This is a genomic window from Pseudomonas nicosulfuronedens, from assembly GCF_005877905.1.
GTDB classification, from domain to species: Bacteria; Pseudomonadota; Gammaproteobacteria; order Pseudomonadales; family Pseudomonadaceae; genus Pseudomonas; species Pseudomonas nicosulfuronedens.
The window spans coordinates 275105-291844 of record NZ_SWDV01000004.1; the positions used below are offsets into that span (position 1 = coordinate 275105).

The window sequence follows — 16740 nt, forward strand, 5'->3', positions numbered from 1 at the left end:
GTCATCGATGGGTATCGCTGCGCTCCACGCCATCCTACGGATTTGATGTACAGAGACGCTCCTACAAAGAGCTGAAAAAACGGTATCGCGCGGTGTGACAACCGCGGCAGTCGAGGCTGACAAAAACAAGAGCCCCCAGAAGGGGCAGGAGAGCCCGTAATGACCGAAGCAGCACAGTCCAGCCCATACCAGGGGCAGGTGACGTCCCGCCGCGATGAGCGCAAGGTGATCTTCGCCTCGTCGCTCGGCACGGTGTTCGAGTGGTACGACTTCTTCCTCTACGGCTCGCTGGCAGCGATCATCGCCAAGCATTTCTTCGCCGGGGTCAACGACACCACCGCCTTCATCTTCGCCCTGCTGGCGTTCGCCGCCGGCTTCCTCGTCCGACCGTTCGGCGCGCTGGTGTTCGGCCGACTGGGCGACATGATCGGGCGCAAGTACACCTTCCTCGTCACCATCCTGCTGATGGGGCTGTCGACCTTCGCGGTGGGCCTGTTGCCGGCCTACGCCACCATTGGTGTGGCGGCGCCGATCATCCTCATCGTGCTGCGGCTGCTGCAGGGCCTGGCACTGGGCGGTGAGTACGGCGGCGCTGCAATCTACGTGGCCGAGCACGCGCCGGACCACAAACGCGGCGCCTACACCAGCTGGATCCAGTGCACCGCCACCGGCGGCCTGCTGCTCTCTCTGGTGGTGATCTGGGGCTGCCGCCAGATCACCGGGCCCGAGTTCGAAACCTGGGGCTGGCGCCTGCCATTCCTGATCTCCATCGTGCTGCTGGGCATCTCCACCTGGATTCGCCTGTCCATGCACGAGTCGCCAGCCTTCCTGAAGATGAAGGCCGAGGGCAAGGTGAGCAAGTCGCCGCTCAAGGAGTCGTTCACCAACTGGAGCAACCTGAAGATCGTCCTGATCGCGCTGTTCAGCATCAACGCCGGCCAGGCGGTGACCTTCTACGCGGCGCAGTTCTACGTGATGTTCTTCCTCACCCAGGTGTTGAAGGTCGACCCGGCGCTGTCCAACGGACTGTTGATCATCTCCCTGGTGATCGGCGCGCCGCTGTTCGTGATCATGGGCTGGCTGTCGGACAAGGTCGGGCGCAAGCCAGTGCTGATCACCGGTCTGCTGCTGGCCACGGTGCTGTACTTCCCGCTGTTCAAGGCGCTGACCCATTACGCCAACCCGCAGATCGACGCGGCCTCGCGCCAGGCGCCGGTGACGGTGATGGCGGACCCGGCGACTTGTACCTTCCAGTTCGACCCGGTGGGCAAGGCCAAATTCGACAGCGCCTGCGACAAGGCCAAGACCCTACTGGTGAAGGGCGGCGTGCCTTACAGCTCGGTGGCCGCGCCGGCCGGCAGCGAGTTGGTGGTGACCGTGGGCGAGAAGCGCATCGAGGGCTTCGACGCCGCCGCGCTGGGCGCTGCCGTGAAGGACGCCGGTTACCCGACCGTGGCCGACTCCTCGCTGGTGAACCGGCCGATGGTGGTGGCGATCATCGTCGCGCTGATCTTCATCGCCACCTGCTGTTACGGCCCGCTGGCGGCGCTGATGGTCGAGCTGTTCCCGACGCGCATCCGCTACACCTCGCTGTCGCTGCCGTACCACATCGGCAACGGCTGGTTCGGCGGCTTGCTGCCGACCATCTCGTTCGCGCTGGTGGTGTACACCGGCAACATCTTCTACGGCCTTTGGTACCCGGTGCTGATCACGGCGATGAGCCTGGTCTGCTCGCTGCTGTTCCTGAAGGAGACCAAGGACAATGATATTCACGCCGACTGACGGCGCAAGGTGGAGAGAAGGGCGCCATTGGGCGCCCTTTTGCTTTTACTGGCGGAATCCGGGCTCGCCTGGCGGCCGGCGCTGGAATACCCTTGCGCTATTGCCTGGCGCGCCTTGCGCCGAACCCATCGCGGAGAGTCATCGAACATGAAACAGGAAATCGCCACCGTGACCGTCAGCGCCGAGCATTGGGGCCGCGAGACTGAAGCGGTGGACAATGCCCGCGTAACGGTGAGCCTGAGCGCGCCGGAAGAGGGTGTGATCGAGGTGAGCTTCAAGGGCCAACTGGATGCGCCGGAAGAGCCGACCCACGTCTGTGTGACGCTGGAGAACGGGCTTTCCTATTACGGCGAGATCAAGGATGGCGAGGCGAATGAAGAAGGTGGGTCGATTCGTTTCGAGGGCGAACTGATCGATCTGGAAGGGTTCTGACTCCTCCGGAGACCGCGGGCCCAGACCTGCAAAAAAGCCCGTCCAATGAAAAACCGGCCACAGGGGCCGGTTTTTCATTGCCTGCGGATATCCCTCACTGCTGCGGGAGCATCCCCTCGATGCGTTTGGCGAAGGCATTGGCCAGCGGGCCGTCGGCGAGCAGCAGCAGGTAGTCGTGCTCGGATTTGGCCGCCGGGGCGATCTGGTATTTCAGGGTGCCCGAGGCCACCTGGCCGACTACCGGTACGGTCAGGGTGCCGACGCATTCCAGGACGCCGCTGTCCGGGTCCTTTTCGATGATCGCCACATCTTTCAGCTCGGCTTTGCTCAACGCGTCGGACTGCGCGGACAGCGCGCCGGACAGGAAGATCTTCACCAGCTGGTTCTTCACGTCGTCCGAACCGCAGACCTTGGCTTCGTTGCCTCCGCAGGCGCTCAACAGCGCGGCGGCGGCCAGCACGGCCGACAATTTCAACAGTTTCATCTATCCACCCTGTGGCGTTCCATGATGGCCATTGGATAGGAAAAGGCCGGAAAAATTCCCCGTCGCCCCCTCCAGTTTCGTTACTCAGTTGGCGAAACGGGAGAAGGACTGCTGGTCGTCAGACCACGAAGCGCGCCACCATCCCGTTCAGGTCCACGGCCAGGCGCGACAGCTCCTGGCTCGCTGCGCTGGTCTGGGTGGCGCCGGCAGAGGTCTGGGTCGCCAGGTCGCGGATGTTCAGCAGGTTGCGGTCCACCTCGCGGGCGACCTGGGCCTGCTCCTCGGTGGCGCTGGCGATCACCAGGTTGCGCTCGTTGATCAGCGACATGCGCTCCAGGATCACCACCAGCGAAGCGCCGGCCTCGCCGGTGCGACTGACAGTACGCTCGGCGTGGGCGGTGCTGCTGAGCAACGCGGCGACGGTGCGGTCGCTGCCGTTCTGGATGGCCGAGACCAGCTCTTCGATCTCGCGGGTCGAGCTCTGGGTGCGCTGGGCCAGCGAGCGCACCTCGTCGGCGACCACGGCGAAGCCTCGCCCGGCCTCGCCAGCGCGGGCCGCCTCGATGGCGGCATTGAGCGCCAGCAGGTTGGTCTGCTCGGCGACGCTGCGGATGACTTCCAGCACCTTGCCGATGTCCTGTGCCTGGTTCGCCAGCACTTCTGCCTGCTGCGACGCCTGGCCCACTTCGCCGGCCAGGGTGCCGATGGCGCTGGAGGTTTCGTCCACCCGCTCGCTGCCGCTACGTGCGGCGTCGATGGCCTCGCGGGAAGCGGCGGAGGTGGAGGCGGCGTTGCTGGCCACTTCCTCCACGGCGCTGGTCATCTGGTTGACGGCGGTGGCGGCCATTTCGATCTGGTCGCTCTGTTGTTGCAGCGCGCGGCTGCTTTCCTCCATGACGCTGTGCATTTCCTCGGCGGCCGAGGCCAGCTGGCTGGCCGAGTTGCCAATGCCACGGATGGTTTCGCGCAGGCTGTTCTGCATGTCCGACAGGGCGTTGAGCAACTGCGCCGGCTCGTCACGGCCCTCTACGGTGAAACGCTGGCTGAGGTCGCCGCTGGCGATGGTCCGGGCTACGCGCACGGCCTGGTTGAGCGGCACGACGATACTGCGGGTGAGTTGCCAGGCCAGCAGCAGGGTGAGGCCGATGCTCAGTAGCAGGATGGCGCCGACTACCAGCCGGCCACTCTGGTATTGCTCCACGGCGCGGTCGGCGGCAGCGGCGGCGCCGTTGCGGTTGAGGTCGATCAGGGCGGTGAGGCGCTTGTTCAGCTCCGCGCCCTGCTGGGCGATGTTGCCGTTGAGGATGTGCAGCGCGCCTTCGTTGTCATCCTGGCGGACCTTCTCCAATAGCTGGTCAACGTAACCAAGGTAGCCGTCCAGCGCCTGGCGTAGCTCATCGGTGTGCTGCTGCTCCTCCGCACTGAGGATCAGCCGGCGGTAGTCGGCAAGCACCTTGTCCTTGTCCTGCCGCGCTTCGGCGATCAGCTCCAGGCTGTGCTGGCGGGTGGCACTGTCATGGTTGACCAGCAGGCGCATGGATTCCAGGCGGATGCGGGCGATGTCTCCCGACAGCTGGTTCATGTGGTTGATGCTCAGCAGCCAGTTGCTGTCGATTTCTTCTGAAGCGGCGCGCAAGGTCGAGAGCTTGTACAGCGAGAACAAGCCGAGAAACACCAGGAGCAGGCCCATGGCGGCGAAACCCAGGGACGCGCGGCGACCAATACTCATGCTTCTGAACATCGTGAATTTCCCTTTTCTTCATCCATTGTGTTGGGGCCATGGCCCTGCCATGTGCAGTGATGGCGCGGTGATATTACTGGGCGCCATTTTTTCGCAGCAGTGGCAAAACAGGACTAGCAGACGAAAAACCTGTCCGCTTTCGGGGAGGGGATCGTTCAGACGAGCGTGAGCCAGGCCAGCACGACGTAGCGCCCGACCTTGGCCAGCGTGACCAGCAACAGGAAGCGCCACAACGGCTCGCGCATGACGCCGGCAATCAGCGTCAGCGGGTCGCCGATCACCGGCGCCCAGCTCAGCAGCAACGACCAGCAGCCGAAGCGTCGGTAGTGGCGCTGGGCTTTTTCCAGCGCCGCATCGCTTACCGGGAACCAGCGTCTACCGTGCCAGCGCTCGATTCCGCGCCCTAGCAACCAGTTCACCAGCGAGCCGAGCACATTGCCCAGGCTGGCCGCCAGGAGCAGCGACCAAAGCGGGTACTGGCCGCCCAGCAGCAGGCCGACCAGCACGGCCTCCGATTGCAGGGGCAGCAAGGTGGCGGCGACGAAGGCGGAGAGGAAGAGACCGGCGTGGGCGGCGAGGGCGAGACTGAACATCGGCTAGGAGGGAAAAGGTCTTGAAAAGGGGCGGTCAGAATGACAGGAACCGCCGTACTAAAAATTTGGAATAAAGAGAGGAGCTTCAGACGTCTCCGGATACTATATGTCCTATCTTGCTGAGGATTTAGTAGGAATTTACATTCGCGCGATCACTCGCCCGAATCCATCATCCGTCGGCACGCCACACATCTTCTGGGGAACGCTGTGAAGAACTGGACTCTACGCCAACGCATCCTGGCCAGCTTTGCCGTCGTCATCGCGATCATGCTGCTGATGGTGGTGATTTCCTACACCCGTCTGCTGCGCGTGGAGGCCAGCACCAAGCGGGTCAGCGAAGACGCCATGCCGGGTACCTACGCCCTGACCACGGTGCGCTCGGCCTGGACCGACAGCATCCTGCTGACCCAGGTGACCATCGGGCTGAGCGACGGCAAGCCGCTGGACCAGGCACGCCGCCAGGAATTCCGGGCCATCCACGACTCGCTGGTGGAGCGTATTGCGCTGTATGAGCGTACGGTCAACGACACTCGCGACAAGGAAATCCTGGCCCGCTTCAAGCAGCAGGTGCAGAGTTACGACGCGTTGCTGGCGCAGCTGTTGGACCTTTACGGGAATGACCGCGAAGCGGCCCGCAAGGTGTTGCTGGAGCGCCTGGAGCCGGATTGGGAAACCGGCCGCAAGACGCTCAACGAACTGATTTCGCTGAACAAGGAAATCGCCGATGCGGCGGCCTCGGACATCGTCACCGAGGTGTCCACTGCCAAGGCGATCATGCTGATTTCCCTGCTGCTGGCTATCGTTGCCGCGGCAGTCTGTGGGCTGCTGCTGATGCGCGCCATCACCGAACCGGTCCGTCAGGTGGTGAAAGGCTTGCAAGTGATGGGCAGCGGTGATTTCACCACGCGTCTGGCCATGGAGCGCAACGACGAGTTCGCGGTGATCGAGACCGGCTTCAACGGCATGGCCGAGGAGCTCAAGGGCCTGGTATCTCAGGCCCAGCGCTCGGCCATCCAGGTGACTACCTCGGTGACCGAGATCGCCGCTACGTCCAAGCAGCAACAGGCCACCGCCACCGAAACGGCCGCCACCACCACCGAGATCGGTGCGACCTCACGGGAAATCGCCGCCACCTCGCGTGACCTGGTGCGCACCATGACCGAGGTGTCCTCGGCCGCCGAACAGACATCCACCCTGGCTGGCTCCGGCCAGCTGGGCCTGGCGCGCATGGAAGAGACCATGCACCACGTGATGGGCGCCGCCGAACTGGTCAACGCCAAGCTGGCGATCCTCAACGAGCGTGCCGGCAATATCAATCAGGTGGTCACCACCATCGTCAAGGTGGCCGACCAGACCAACCTGCTGTCGCTCAATGCTGCCATCGAGGCGGAGAAGGCCGGCGAATATGGCCGTGGTTTCGCGGTGGTCGCCACCGAAGTGCGCCGCCTGGCCGACCAGACCGCCGTGGCCACCTACGACATCGAGCAGATGGTGCGCGAGATCCAGTCCGCCGTGTCCGCCGGCGTGATGGGCATGGACAAGTTCTCCGAGGAGGTGCGCCGCGGCATCTCGGAAGTCGGCCAGGTCGGCGAGCAGCTCTCGCAGATCATCCAGCAGGTGCAGGCGCTGGCGCCCCGCGTGCAGATGGTCAACGAAGGCATGCAGGCCCAGGCCACCGGCGCCGAGCAGATCAACCAGGCGCTGGTGCAGCTCGGCGAGGCCACCGGGCAGACCGTGGAATCCCTGCGCCAGGCCAGCTTCGCCATCGACGAGCTGAACCTCGTGGCCAACGGACTGCGCAATGGCGTCTCCCGCTTCAAGGTCTGACGCCGCCGCGGCGGGCAGGCTGTACCTGCAGTTCCGCCTGGGTGGGGACCGCTATGCGCTGGATGTCCACGACGTCATCGAGGTGCTGCCGGTGCCTGCGCTCAAGCGTGTGCCGGAAGCACCGGCCTGGGTTGTCGGACTGTTCCCCCATCGCGGCGAGTTGCTGCCGGTGCTCGACCTGAGCCAACTGGCCTTCGGGTACAGCGCGCCGCGTCGCACCAGTACGCGCCTGGTGCTGGTGCGTTATCGCGCCAGGGGCGACGCTGTTGAACAGCGGCTCGGGCTGATCCTCGAGCAGGCGACCCACACCCTGCGCCGCGATCCGGCGGCCTTCCACGACTACGAACTGGATAACGGCAGCGCCCGTTACCTGGGCCCCGTGCTGGAGGACGAGCAAGGGTTGCTGCAGCGCGTGGGTGTCGATCAGTTGCTCAGTGACGAGGCCCGCGCGCGCCTGCTGCGTGATGCAGGAGAGGCGTCGGCATGAGCGATCCGCGTTTCGCCCAGTTGCTCAAGGAGCGCATCGGACTGGATGCCGAGTCGGTCGGCGAAGCCGTGATCGAGCGCGCTGTGCACCAGCGCATCAACAAGGTCAGCGGCGGCAGTGCCGAGCACTACTGGATGCTCCTGCAGGGTTCCGCCGAGGAAGTGCAGGCGCTGATCGAGGCGGTGATCGTCCCGGAGACCTGGTTCTTCCGATATCCCGAATCCTTCGGCGCGCTGGCCGACCTCGCGTCCCGGCGCGTGCTGGAACTGGCCGGCTCCCGGCCGCTGCGTATTCTCAGCCTGCCGTGCTCCACCGGCGAGGAACCGTACTCCATCGTCATGGCGCTACTGGACGCCGGTCTCGCGCCGTCTGCGTTCCAGGTGGATGCGTTGGACGTCAGCCGCGCGGTGCTGGAGCGGGCCGAGGAGGGGCGCTACGGGCGCAACTCGTTCCGCGGCTCCAATCTGGCATTCCGTGACCGTTACTTCCGCGCCGACGGCAACGATTTCCAATTGGCCGAGGCCGTGCGCCACAAGGTTCGCTTCCGCGTCGGCAACCTGCTGGCACCGGGCTTGCTGGCCGGCGAGGCGCCCTATGACTACGTGTTCTGCCGCAACCTGCTGATCTACTTCGACCGCCCGACCCAGGAGCAGGTGGTGGATGTGCTGCACCGTCTGGCGCGACCCGATGGCGTGCTGTTCATCGGCCCCGCTGAAGCCAGCCTGATGTCGCGCATCGGCCTGCGCCCGCTGGGTGTGCCGCAGTCCTTCGCCTTCCCACGGCAGGGCGCCGATCCAGTTCCTCGCACAGCGCCGCTGAACTGGACTGCCCCGGCGCCGATTCCGCGTCCGGCTCCGCCCAAGCCCGCGCCGGCACGTCCGCGTCCGGTCGCCAAGCCTGAGCAGTCTGAGCAGCCGATGCCCTTGTCTGCCGATAAGGCGCTGGCGGAGATCGCCCGGTTGGCCAATTCCGGCCAGGCCGATGAAGCGCGCCAGCGCTGCGAGGCGCTGCTGACCAAGCAGGGTCCGAACGCCGAAGCCTTCTACTGGCTCGGCCTGCTGGCCGACGCCCAGGGGCAAGGCAGCGAGGCCCAGGCGTTCTACCGCAAGGCGCTGTATCTGCAACCCGATCACCAGGAAAGCCTGCAACATCTGGCCGCGCTGCTCGCGGCCCAGGGCGACATGGCCGGCGCCCGTCGCTTGCAGGAGCGCGCCGCGCGAGGAGTGAAGCGCAATGGTTGAACGCAATTTGTCATCCATCGGCAGTTCCGCCTTCGGCGATGACCTGCCGACGGTGGACGACTGCTGGAACCGCATCGGCGTGCGTGGCGACCGCAGCTGCCCGAAGCTGGCCGAGTACATCCATTGCCGCAATTGCCCGGTGCATGCCGCCGCTGCCATCAGCCTGCTGGACCGCTACGCGCTGGGCAGCGAAGGCGTGGAACTGGCTCCTGTCGAAGTCGCCGAAGCGGCTGTCGAGGAAGGCCGTCAGCACCTGATCTTCCGCCTTGGCGAGGAATGGTTGGGCCTGCCCACCCGTGCGCTGGCTGAGGTTGCTCCTGCGTGCGTGGTGCATTCGCTGCCGCACCAGCGCTCGCCCGCGCTGCTGGGCGTTGCCAATGTGCGCGGCACGCTGGTGGCCTGCATTTCCCTGGGCGAACTGCTGGGCCTCGACGCTCGCGCGGCCGCCCGTGACAACGCGCGCATCGTGCCGCGCATGCTGATCCTGGCCGCTGTCGGAGGGCCGATCATTTCGCCGGTGGATGAAGTGGACGGCATCCATGAGCTGGACGAGAAGGCCATCGTCGAAGCCGCCTCCCAGAGCCACGCCGCCAACGACCGCTTCACCCGCGGGGTGATGCAGTGGCGCAATCGCAGCATCCGCCTGCTCGACCAGGAAGCCCTGCTCGACGCCGCTACCCGGAGCCTCGCATGACCCCGGACCAGATGAAGGACGCGTCGATGCTGGAGCTGTTCCGCCTGGAGGCGGAGGCCCAGACGCAGGTGCTGGTGCAGGGCCTGATGGCGCTGGAGCGCAACCCGACCCAGGCCGACCAGCTCGAAGCCTGCATGCGCGCGGCGCACTCGCTCAAGGGCGCCGCGCGTATCGTCGGCCTCGATGCCGGCGTGCAAGTTGCCCACGTAATGGAGGACTGCCTGGTCGGTGCCCAGGAAGGCCGGCTGCTGCTGACCTCGGGGCATATCGACGCGTTGCTGGCCGGCACCGATATCCTCCTGCACATCGCCGATGCTCAGCCCGAGCGCGCCGAACAGGCCCAGCAGGGCGTGCCGGCCATGGTCGAACGCCTGCAGGCGCTGGTTTCCGGAAAGGCTCCGGCGCCGCCAACCGCGCCCGTTTCGGCACCCGTCCCAGAACTTGTCGAACCCCCTGCGCCGGCTGTCGAACCGCCCGCGCCCGCCGCTAACACTCCTGCTCCCGCCGAGCGGGCTCCGCGTCGTCGCTCCAGCGACAGCGATGAAGCCGGCGAGCGCGTGCTGCGGGTGACCGCCGAGCGCCTGAACCAGTTGCTCGACTACTCCAGCAAGTCGCTGGTGGAGTCCCAGCGCCTGAAGCCGCTGCTTGATTCGCTGCAGCGCCTCAAGCGTATCCAGGCCAGCGCCAGCCGTGTGCTCGACGGTGCCCGCGATGCCGCCAGTACGGCCAACCTCGACGCCGAAGCGCAGGCCTATCTGGCCGACGCACGCCGGCTGGTCGGTGAGTGCCAGCAACTGCTCAGCGAGCAGATCGCCGAGCTGGATGAGTTCAGCTTCAAGGCTGGCCAGCGAGCGCAGTCGCTTTATGACACCGCGCTGTCCTGCCGTATGCGGCCCTTCTCCGACGTGCTGTCCGGGCAGGCGCGGATGGTCCGCGACCTCGGCCGCTCGCTGGGCAAGACCGTGCGCCTGGACATCCAGGGCGCCACCACCCAGGTTGACCGCGACGTGCTGGAGAAGCTCGAAGCGCCGCTCACCCACTTGCTGCGCAACGCCGTCGACCACGGTATCGAATCCGCCGAAGTGCGCGCCCGCACCGGCAAGCCGGAGGAGGGCAGCATCCAGCTGCTGGCCCGCCATCACGCCGGCATGCTGGTGCTGGAGCTGCAGGACGACGGCGCTGGCGTCGATCTCGACCGCCTGCGCTCGGCCATCGTGCGCCGCCAGCTGTCCACCGAGGAAACGGTGGCGCGCCTCACCGAGGAAGAGCTGCTGAGCTTCCTGTTCCTGCCCGGGTTCAGCATGCGGGAGCAGGTGACCGAGGTGTCCGGCCGCGGCGTCGGCCTGGACGCCGTGCAGCACATGGTGCGCCAGCTGCGCGGTGGCATCCGCATGGAGCAGGTGCGAGGGCAGGGGGCGCACTTCCATCTGGAAGTACCGCTGACGCTGTCCGTGGTGCGCAGCCTGGTCGTCAGTATCGGTGGTGAGGCCTACGCCTTCCCACTGGCGCACATCGAACGCATGCGCCGCCTGGCGTCGGACGAAATCGTCCAGCTCGAAGGCCGCCAGCAGTTCTGGCACGAAGGCCGGCATGTCGGCCTGGTATCCGCCAGCCAGCTGTTGCAGCGCCCCGATGGTGAAGCCGCGCCGGACGAGATCCCGGTGGTGGTGATCCGCGATCGAGAAAGCGCCTACGGCGTGGCCGTGGAGAAGTTCCTCGGTGAGCGCACCCTGGTGGTAGTACCGCTGGATACCCGGCTGGGCAAGGTGCAGGACGTTTCCGCCGGCGCGCTGCTGGATGACGGCACACCGGTGCTGATCCTCGACGTCGAGGACATGCTGCGTTCAGTGGAAAAACTCCTGGCCACCGGCCGCCTGGAGCGCATCGACCCCACCGGTCGCCTACTGGGTCCGGCGCGCAAGCGCGTGCTGGTGGTGGATGATTCGCTCACCGTGCGCGAGCTGGAGCGCAAGCTCCTGCTGGGCCGGGGTTATGACGTCGCCGTGGCCGTGGACGGCATGGACGGCTGGAACGCCTTGCGCTCGGAGCATTTCGACCTGGTCATTACCGACATCGACATGCCGCGCATGGACGGTATCGAGCTGGTCACCCTGATTCGCCGCGACACCCGCTTGCAGTCGCTGCCGGTGATGGTGGTGTCCTACAAGGACCGCGAAGAAGACCGTCGGCGCGGCCTGGATGCCGGCGCCGACTATTATCTGGCCAAGGCCAGCTTCCACGACGAGGCCCTGCTGGATGCGGTGGTCGACCTGATCGGAGGAGCACACGGGTGAAGATAGGGATAGTCAACGACATGCCGCTGGCGGTGGAAGCGATGCGCCGCGCGCTCGCCTTCGAACCGGCGCATCGCGTCGTCTGGGTCGCTGCCAATGGCGCCGAAGCGCTGGAGATGTGCGCCGCGCACAAGCCCGACGTGATCCTCATGGACCTGCTGATGCCAGTGATGGATGGCGTCGAGGCCACCCGCCGGATCATGGCCCAGAGCCCCTGCGCGATTATCGTCGTCACGGTCGACCTGGAACAGAACATGAGCCGGGTGTTCGACGCCATGGGCAACGGTGCAGTTGATGCGGTGAATACCCCGATCATCGGCGTCGGCGATCCCGCCGAAGCGGCCCGCCCGCTGCTGCGCAAGTTGCAGAACCTGGCCTGGCTCACCGCCCCGCGCGATACCCGGCCCACTACCAGCGTTTCCCCGGTACGCAAGGGGGGCGGCGCGCGCAAGCTGATCGCCATCGGCTCCTCGGCAGGCGGCCCGGCGGCGCTGGCGGACCTGTTCGCCCGGCTGCCGGCGGATTTCCCGGCGGCCGTCGTGGTGGTCCAGCACGTCGACGAGGTGTTCGCCGCCGGCATGGCCGAGTGGCTGTCCACCCAGTCGAAGATTCCCGTGCGCCTGGCGCGCAATGGCGAGCCGCCGCAGCCCGGCTGTGTGTTGCTGGCCGCGACCAATCACCATATCCGTCTGGTCAAGGGCGGTGAACTGGCCTACACCGCCGAGCCCAGCGGGCACATCTACCGGCCATCGATCGATGTGTTCTTCGACAGTGTGGTGGAACACTGGTCCGGCGATGCGGTCGGCGTGCTGCTCACCGGCATGGGCCGGGACGGTGCCGAAGGATTGAAACGCATGCGTGCGCGCGGCTTTTTGACGCTGGCCCAGGACCAGGCCAGCAGCGCCGTGTACGGTATGCCCAAGGCTGCGGCGGCGATCGGTGCCGCGGTGGAGATTCGTGCACTGGGCGACATTGCCCGAAGACTCGCTGAGGTCTGCGCCTGAGCGCAGCCTACGGAGCCCCCATCAGATGAACCCTTTGACGAGTGACTACCCCGTGAACACCCCAGGCGATTCCGCTGTGATGGTGCTGTTGGTCGACGATCAGCCGATGATCGGCGAGGCCGTGCGCCGCGCGCTGGCGGACGACCCCAGCATCGACTTCCATTTCTGCTCCGATCCGCACCAGGCCATCGCCCTGGCCATCCAGATCAAGCCCACGGTGATCCTCCAGGATCTGGTGATGCCCGGCGCCGATGGCCTTTCGCTGGTGCGCGAGTACCGTGCCAACCCGGCTACCCGCGACCTGCCGATCATCGTCCTGTCGACCAAGGAAGACCCGGCGGTCAAGAGCGCGGCATTCAGCGCCGGCGCCAACGACTACCTGGTCAAGCTGCCCGATGCCATCGAGTTGATTGCCCGGGTGCGCTACCACTCGCGTTCCTACCTCGCGCTGCTGCAGCGTGACGAGGCCTACCGCGCCCTGCGCGAGAGCCAGCAGCAGCTGTTGGAAACCAACCTGGTGCTGCAGCGGCTGATGAATTCCGACGGCCTGACCGGGCTGTCCAACCGCCGACACTTCGACGAATACCTGGAAATGGAGTGGCGTCGCGGCCTGCGCGACCAGACGCAGCTGTCGATCCTGCTGATCGACGTGGATCACTTCAAGGCCTACAACGACACCTTCGGCCACGTGCAGGGCGACGAGGCGCTGCGCCAGGTGGCCGGGGCGATCCGTACCAGTGCCAGCCGCCCCTCGGACCTGCCGGCGCGTTACGGCGGCGAGGAGTTCGTCATGGTCCTGCCCAACACCTCGCCCGGCGGCGCGCGCCTGCTGGCGGAGAAGCTGCGGCGCCTGGTGCAGGACCTGAACATCCGCCATGAACTGCCGACACCGGGTTCGTCGCTGACCATCAGCATCGGCGTGGCGACCCTGATCCCCCAGGCCGGGCAGGCCTGCCGCCAGCTCATCGAATTGGCCGACCAGGCGCTCTACAACGCCAAGCACGGTGGTCGAAACCAGGTGGCCATCGCCGGCTGAACGGGCGGGGAGGGTGCGGAAACGGTGAGCGTGCTTTGTCGTAAAGCCTGAAAGGGTGACAAAAAATCACGTATACTTGCCGGCTTTTCTACGCCCTTTACCCGTGAGAGATGCCCGCCATGGAAATCCAACCGATCCTCAACAGCATCAAGGACCTCTCCGACCGTACCCATTCGATTCGGGGGTATCTTTGACTACGATCTGAAACATGATCGTCTGATCGAAGTAAACCGCGAACTGGAAGACCCGGCGGTCTGGAACAAGCCCGAATACGCCCAGAACCTGGGCCGCGAGCGCGCCATGCTGGCGCAGATCGTCGAGACCCTCGACGAGCTCACCGGCGGTCTGGCCGATTCCCGCGACCTGCTCGACATGGCGGTCGAGGAGAATGACGAAGGCGCCGTCGGCGACGTTGAAGCCGAAGTCCAGCGCCTGCGCGAAATCCTCGAGAAGCTCGAATTCCGCCGCATGTTCAGTGGCGAGATGGACCCCAACAACGCCTACCTGGACATCCAGGCCGGCTCCGGCGGCACCGAAGCCCAGGACTGGGCCAACATGCTGCTGCGCATGTACCTGCGCTGGGCGGACAAGAACGGCTTCGATGCCGAGATCGTCGAGCTGTCCGAAGGCGAAGTCGCCGGCATCAAGGGCGCCACCGTGCACATCAAGGGCGAGTACGCGTTCGGCTGGCTGCGCACCGAGATCGGCGTGCACCGTCTGGTGCGCAAGAGCCCGTTCGATTCCGGCAACCGTCGCCATACCTCGTTCACCGCGGTGTTCGTCTCGCCTGAGATCGACGACAACATCGAGATCGAGATCAACCCGGCCGACCTGCGCATCGACACCTACCGCTCCTCCGGCGCGGGCGGTCAGCACGTGAACACCACCGACTCCGCGGTGCGTATCACCCACGTGCCGACCAACACCGTGGTGGCGTGCCAGAACGAACGCTCCCAGCACGCCAACAAGGACACCGCCATGAAGATGCTGCGGGCCCGGTTGTACGAGCAGGAGATGCAAAAGCGCACCGCCGCCTCGCAGGCGCTGGAAGACACCAAGTCCGATATCGGCTGGGGTCACCAGATCCGTTCCTACGTGCTCGACCAGTCGCGCATCAAGGACCTGCGTACCGGCGTGGAACGCAGCGATTGTGACAAGGTGCTCGACGGCGACCTGAACGAGTACCTCGAGGCCAGCCTCAAGCAAGGGCTCTGACGCAGAGCCCCATTGTAGGAGCGAGCTTGCTCGCGAACCCGTCCAAGAGCTTCGCGAGCAAGCTCGCTCCTACACGTATCCCCCAATTTGATTTAGACGCCAGGCAGATAGACGACCATGAGCGACCAACAACTCGACCAGCACGAACTGCAACAGGAAGAAAACAAGCTGATCGCCCAGCGCAAGGAAAAGCTTGCCGCCGTGCGTGAGGCCAAGGCCATCGCCTTCCCCAACGACTTCCGCCGCGAGAACTACTTCGCGGACCTGCAGAAACAGTACGAAACCGCGACCAAGGAAGAGCTGGAAGCAGCCGCCATCCCGGTCAAGGTTGCCGGTCGCATCATGCTCAACCGCGGCTCCTTCATCGTTCTGCAGGACAGCAGCGGCCGCCTGCAGGTCTACGTGAACCGCAAGACCCTGCCCGAAGAGACCCTGGCCGAGATCAAGACCTGGGACCTGGGCGACATCATCGGCGCCGAAGGCACCCTGGCCCGTTCCGGCAAGGGCGACCTGTACGTCGAGATGACCAGCGTGCGCCTGCTGACCAAGTCGCTGCGCCCGCTGCCGGACAAGCACCACGGCCTGACCGACACCGAGCAGCGCTACCGCCAGCGCTACGTCGACCTGATCGTCAACGAAGAAACCCGCCATACCTTCCGTGTGCGTTCCCAGGTCATCGCCCACATCCGTCGCTTCCTGTCCGATCGCGGCTTCCTCGAAGTGGAAACCCCGATGCTGCAGACCATCCCCGGCGGCGCGGCGGCCAAGCCCTTCGAAACCCACCACAATGCGCTGGACATGGCCATGTTCCTGCGGATCGCCCCGGAGCTGTACCTCAAGCGCCTGGTGGTCGGTGGCTTCGAGAAGGTCTTCGAGATCAACCGCAACTTCCGTAACGAAGGCGTCTCGACCCGGCACAACCCCGAGTTCACCATGCTCGAGTTCTACCAGGCCTACGCCGACTACGAAGACAACATGGACCTGACGGAGGAGCTGTTCCGCGAGCTGGCCCAGGCCGTGCTCGGCAGTACCGACGTGCCCTATGGCGACAAGGTCTTCCACTTTGGCGAGCCGTTTGCCCGCCTGTCCGTGTTCGACGCCATCCTCAAGTACAACCCGGAACTCACCGCGGCTGACCTGACCGACCTCGAGAAGGCCCGCGCCATCGCCAAGAAGGCCGGCGCCAAGGTCCTCGGCCACGAAGGCCTGGGCAAGCTGCAGGTGATGATTTTCGAAGAGCTGGTCGAGCACAAGCTGGAGCAGCCGCACTTCATCACCCAGTACCCGTTCGAAGTGTCCCCGCTGGCGCGCCGCAACGACAACGACCCGAGCGTTACCGACCGCTTCGAGCTGTTCATCGGTGGCCGCGAGATCGCCAACGCCTACTCCGAGCTCAACGACGCCGAAGACCAGGCCGAGCGCTTCATGCTGCAGGTCAAGGAGAAGGATGCCGGTGACGACGAGGCGATGCACTACGACGCCGACTTCGTCAACGCGCTCGAATACGGCATGCCACCCACCGCCGGCGAAGGCATCGGCATCGACCGCCTGGTGATGCTGCTGACCAACTCGCCGTCGATCCGCGACGTCATCCTCTTCCCGCACATGCGCCCGCAGGCGTAAGTGCAGGATCGGTGAGAAAGGCCGCCTTCGGGCGGCCTTTCTCGTTTGGGCAGCGGACGGCTTTTGTAGGAACGTGGGATTTGGGCGGTATGCCATCCGACGAAGTGCACCCGCGCACCGTGGCTCGGCGTGCCTGTGGCACGTCTCACTCCCAGGCCTGATTCCCAGCCGCCTGCTCTGCCTCGCGGTCTGCTCTGTGCGCCGGTGTCGCAGCTGCACGGCGGCAATTGTTTTCCCACAGAAAAGCTCGAACAATGCGCCATCAGGCCGCGCCGCCGGAGGTAATG

At 65.5% G+C, this 16740-nt stretch carries 14 protein-coding genes; 11 read left to right on the top strand and 3 right to left on the bottom strand.

Annotated elements, in window-relative coordinates:
* Window positions 1-159: 159 nt before the first annotated feature.
* The gene (locus FAS41_RS06655) at window positions 160-1782 is read left to right on the top strand and encodes an MFS transporter (RefSeq protein WP_138520813.1); all 1623 of its coding nucleotides are present in this window, start codon (window positions 160-162) and stop codon (window positions 1780-1782) included.
* A 147-nt stretch (window positions 1783-1929) separates the two neighbouring features.
* Window positions 1930-2214: a hypothetical protein gene (locus tag FAS41_RS06660; RefSeq protein ID WP_138520814.1), complete on the top strand. Its 285-nt coding sequence runs from the start codon at window positions 1930-1932 to the stop codon at window positions 2212-2214.
* Window positions 2215-2308: 94 nt separating this feature from the next.
* Here FAS41_RS06660 and FAS41_RS06665 read toward each other — a convergent pair whose 3' ends face one another.
* From FAS41_RS06665 to FAS41_RS06675, 3 genes are all read right to left on the bottom strand, one after another.
* Complete coding sequence (locus FAS41_RS06665; protein ID WP_138520815.1) at window positions 2309-2698, bottom strand: hypothetical protein; 390 nt, start codon at window positions 2696-2698, stop codon at window positions 2309-2311.
* Window positions 2699-2816: 118 nt separating this feature from the next.
* Complete coding sequence (locus FAS41_RS06670; RefSeq protein WP_246084820.1) at window positions 2817-4427, bottom strand: methyl-accepting chemotaxis protein; 1611 nt, start codon at window positions 4425-4427, stop codon at window positions 2817-2819.
* 167 nt (window positions 4428-4594) lie between these two features.
* Window positions 4595-5032, bottom strand: coding sequence for a YqaA family protein (locus FAS41_RS06675; RefSeq protein ID WP_138520817.1), 438 nt, complete (start codon window positions 5030-5032; stop codon window positions 4595-4597).
* Window positions 5033-5239: 207 nt separating this feature from the next.
* Here FAS41_RS06675 and FAS41_RS06680 point away from each other — a divergent pair, with 207 nt between their 5' ends.
* The 9 genes from FAS41_RS06680 (at window position 5240) to lysS (ending at window position 16453) form a co-directional block, all read left to right on the top strand.
* On the top strand, window positions 5240-6859 hold the full coding sequence (locus FAS41_RS06680) for a methyl-accepting chemotaxis protein (protein WP_138520818.1): 1620 nt from the start codon (window positions 5240-5242) through the stop codon (window positions 6857-6859).
* A complete protein-coding gene (locus FAS41_RS06685) occupies window positions 6834-7346 on the top strand; it encodes a chemotaxis protein CheW (RefSeq protein WP_138520819.1) in 513 nt (170 codons plus the stop codon). The genes FAS41_RS06680 and FAS41_RS06685 overlap by 26 nt, the downstream gene beginning before the upstream one ends.
* Window positions 7343-8587, top strand: a complete 1245-nt coding sequence (locus FAS41_RS06690; protein ID WP_138520820.1) for a CheR family methyltransferase — start codon at window positions 7343-7345, stop codon at window positions 8585-8587. The genes FAS41_RS06685 and FAS41_RS06690 overlap by 4 nt, the downstream gene beginning before the upstream one ends.
* Window positions 8580-9281 (top strand): chemotaxis protein CheW, encoded by a 702-nt coding sequence (locus tag FAS41_RS06695; protein ID WP_138520821.1) that lies wholly within the window; start codon window positions 8580-8582, stop codon window positions 9279-9281. Before FAS41_RS06690 ends, FAS41_RS06695 begins: the two co-directional genes overlap by 8 nt.
* Window positions 9278-11575: a hybrid sensor histidine kinase/response regulator gene (locus FAS41_RS06700; protein WP_138520822.1), complete on the top strand. Its 2298-nt coding sequence runs from the start codon at window positions 9278-9280 to the stop codon at window positions 11573-11575. The genes FAS41_RS06695 and FAS41_RS06700 overlap by 4 nt, the downstream gene beginning before the upstream one ends.
* The gene (gene cheB / locus FAS41_RS06705) at window positions 11572-12579 is read left to right on the top strand and encodes a chemotaxis response regulator protein-glutamate methylesterase (RefSeq protein WP_138520823.1); all 1008 of its coding nucleotides are present in this window, start codon (window positions 11572-11574) and stop codon (window positions 12577-12579) included. The genes FAS41_RS06700 and cheB overlap by 4 nt, the downstream gene beginning before the upstream one ends.
* 25 nt (window positions 12580-12604) lie before the next feature.
* On the top strand, window positions 12605-13615 hold the full coding sequence (locus FAS41_RS06710) for a response regulator (protein ID WP_138520824.1): 1011 nt from the start codon (window positions 12605-12607) through the stop codon (window positions 13613-13615).
* A gap of 119 nt (window positions 13616-13734) precedes the next feature.
* Window positions 13735-14830, top strand: a protein-coding gene (gene prfB / locus FAS41_RS06715; RefSeq protein ID WP_100227314.1) for a peptide chain release factor 2 whose coding sequence is annotated in 2 segments (ribosomal slippage) — window positions 13735-13806 and window positions 13808-14830 — 1095 coding nt in all. Because the reading frame shifts where the segments join, the coding sequence is not laid out codon by codon here.
* 117 nt (window positions 14831-14947) lie between these two features.
* Window positions 14948-16453 carry a lysine--tRNA ligase gene (lysS, locus tag FAS41_RS06720; RefSeq protein WP_138520825.1) on the top strand — a complete coding sequence of 502 codons (1506 nt, stop codon included), beginning with the start codon at window positions 14948-14950 and terminating at the stop codon, window positions 16451-16453.
* Window positions 16454-16740 lie beyond the last annotated feature (287 nt).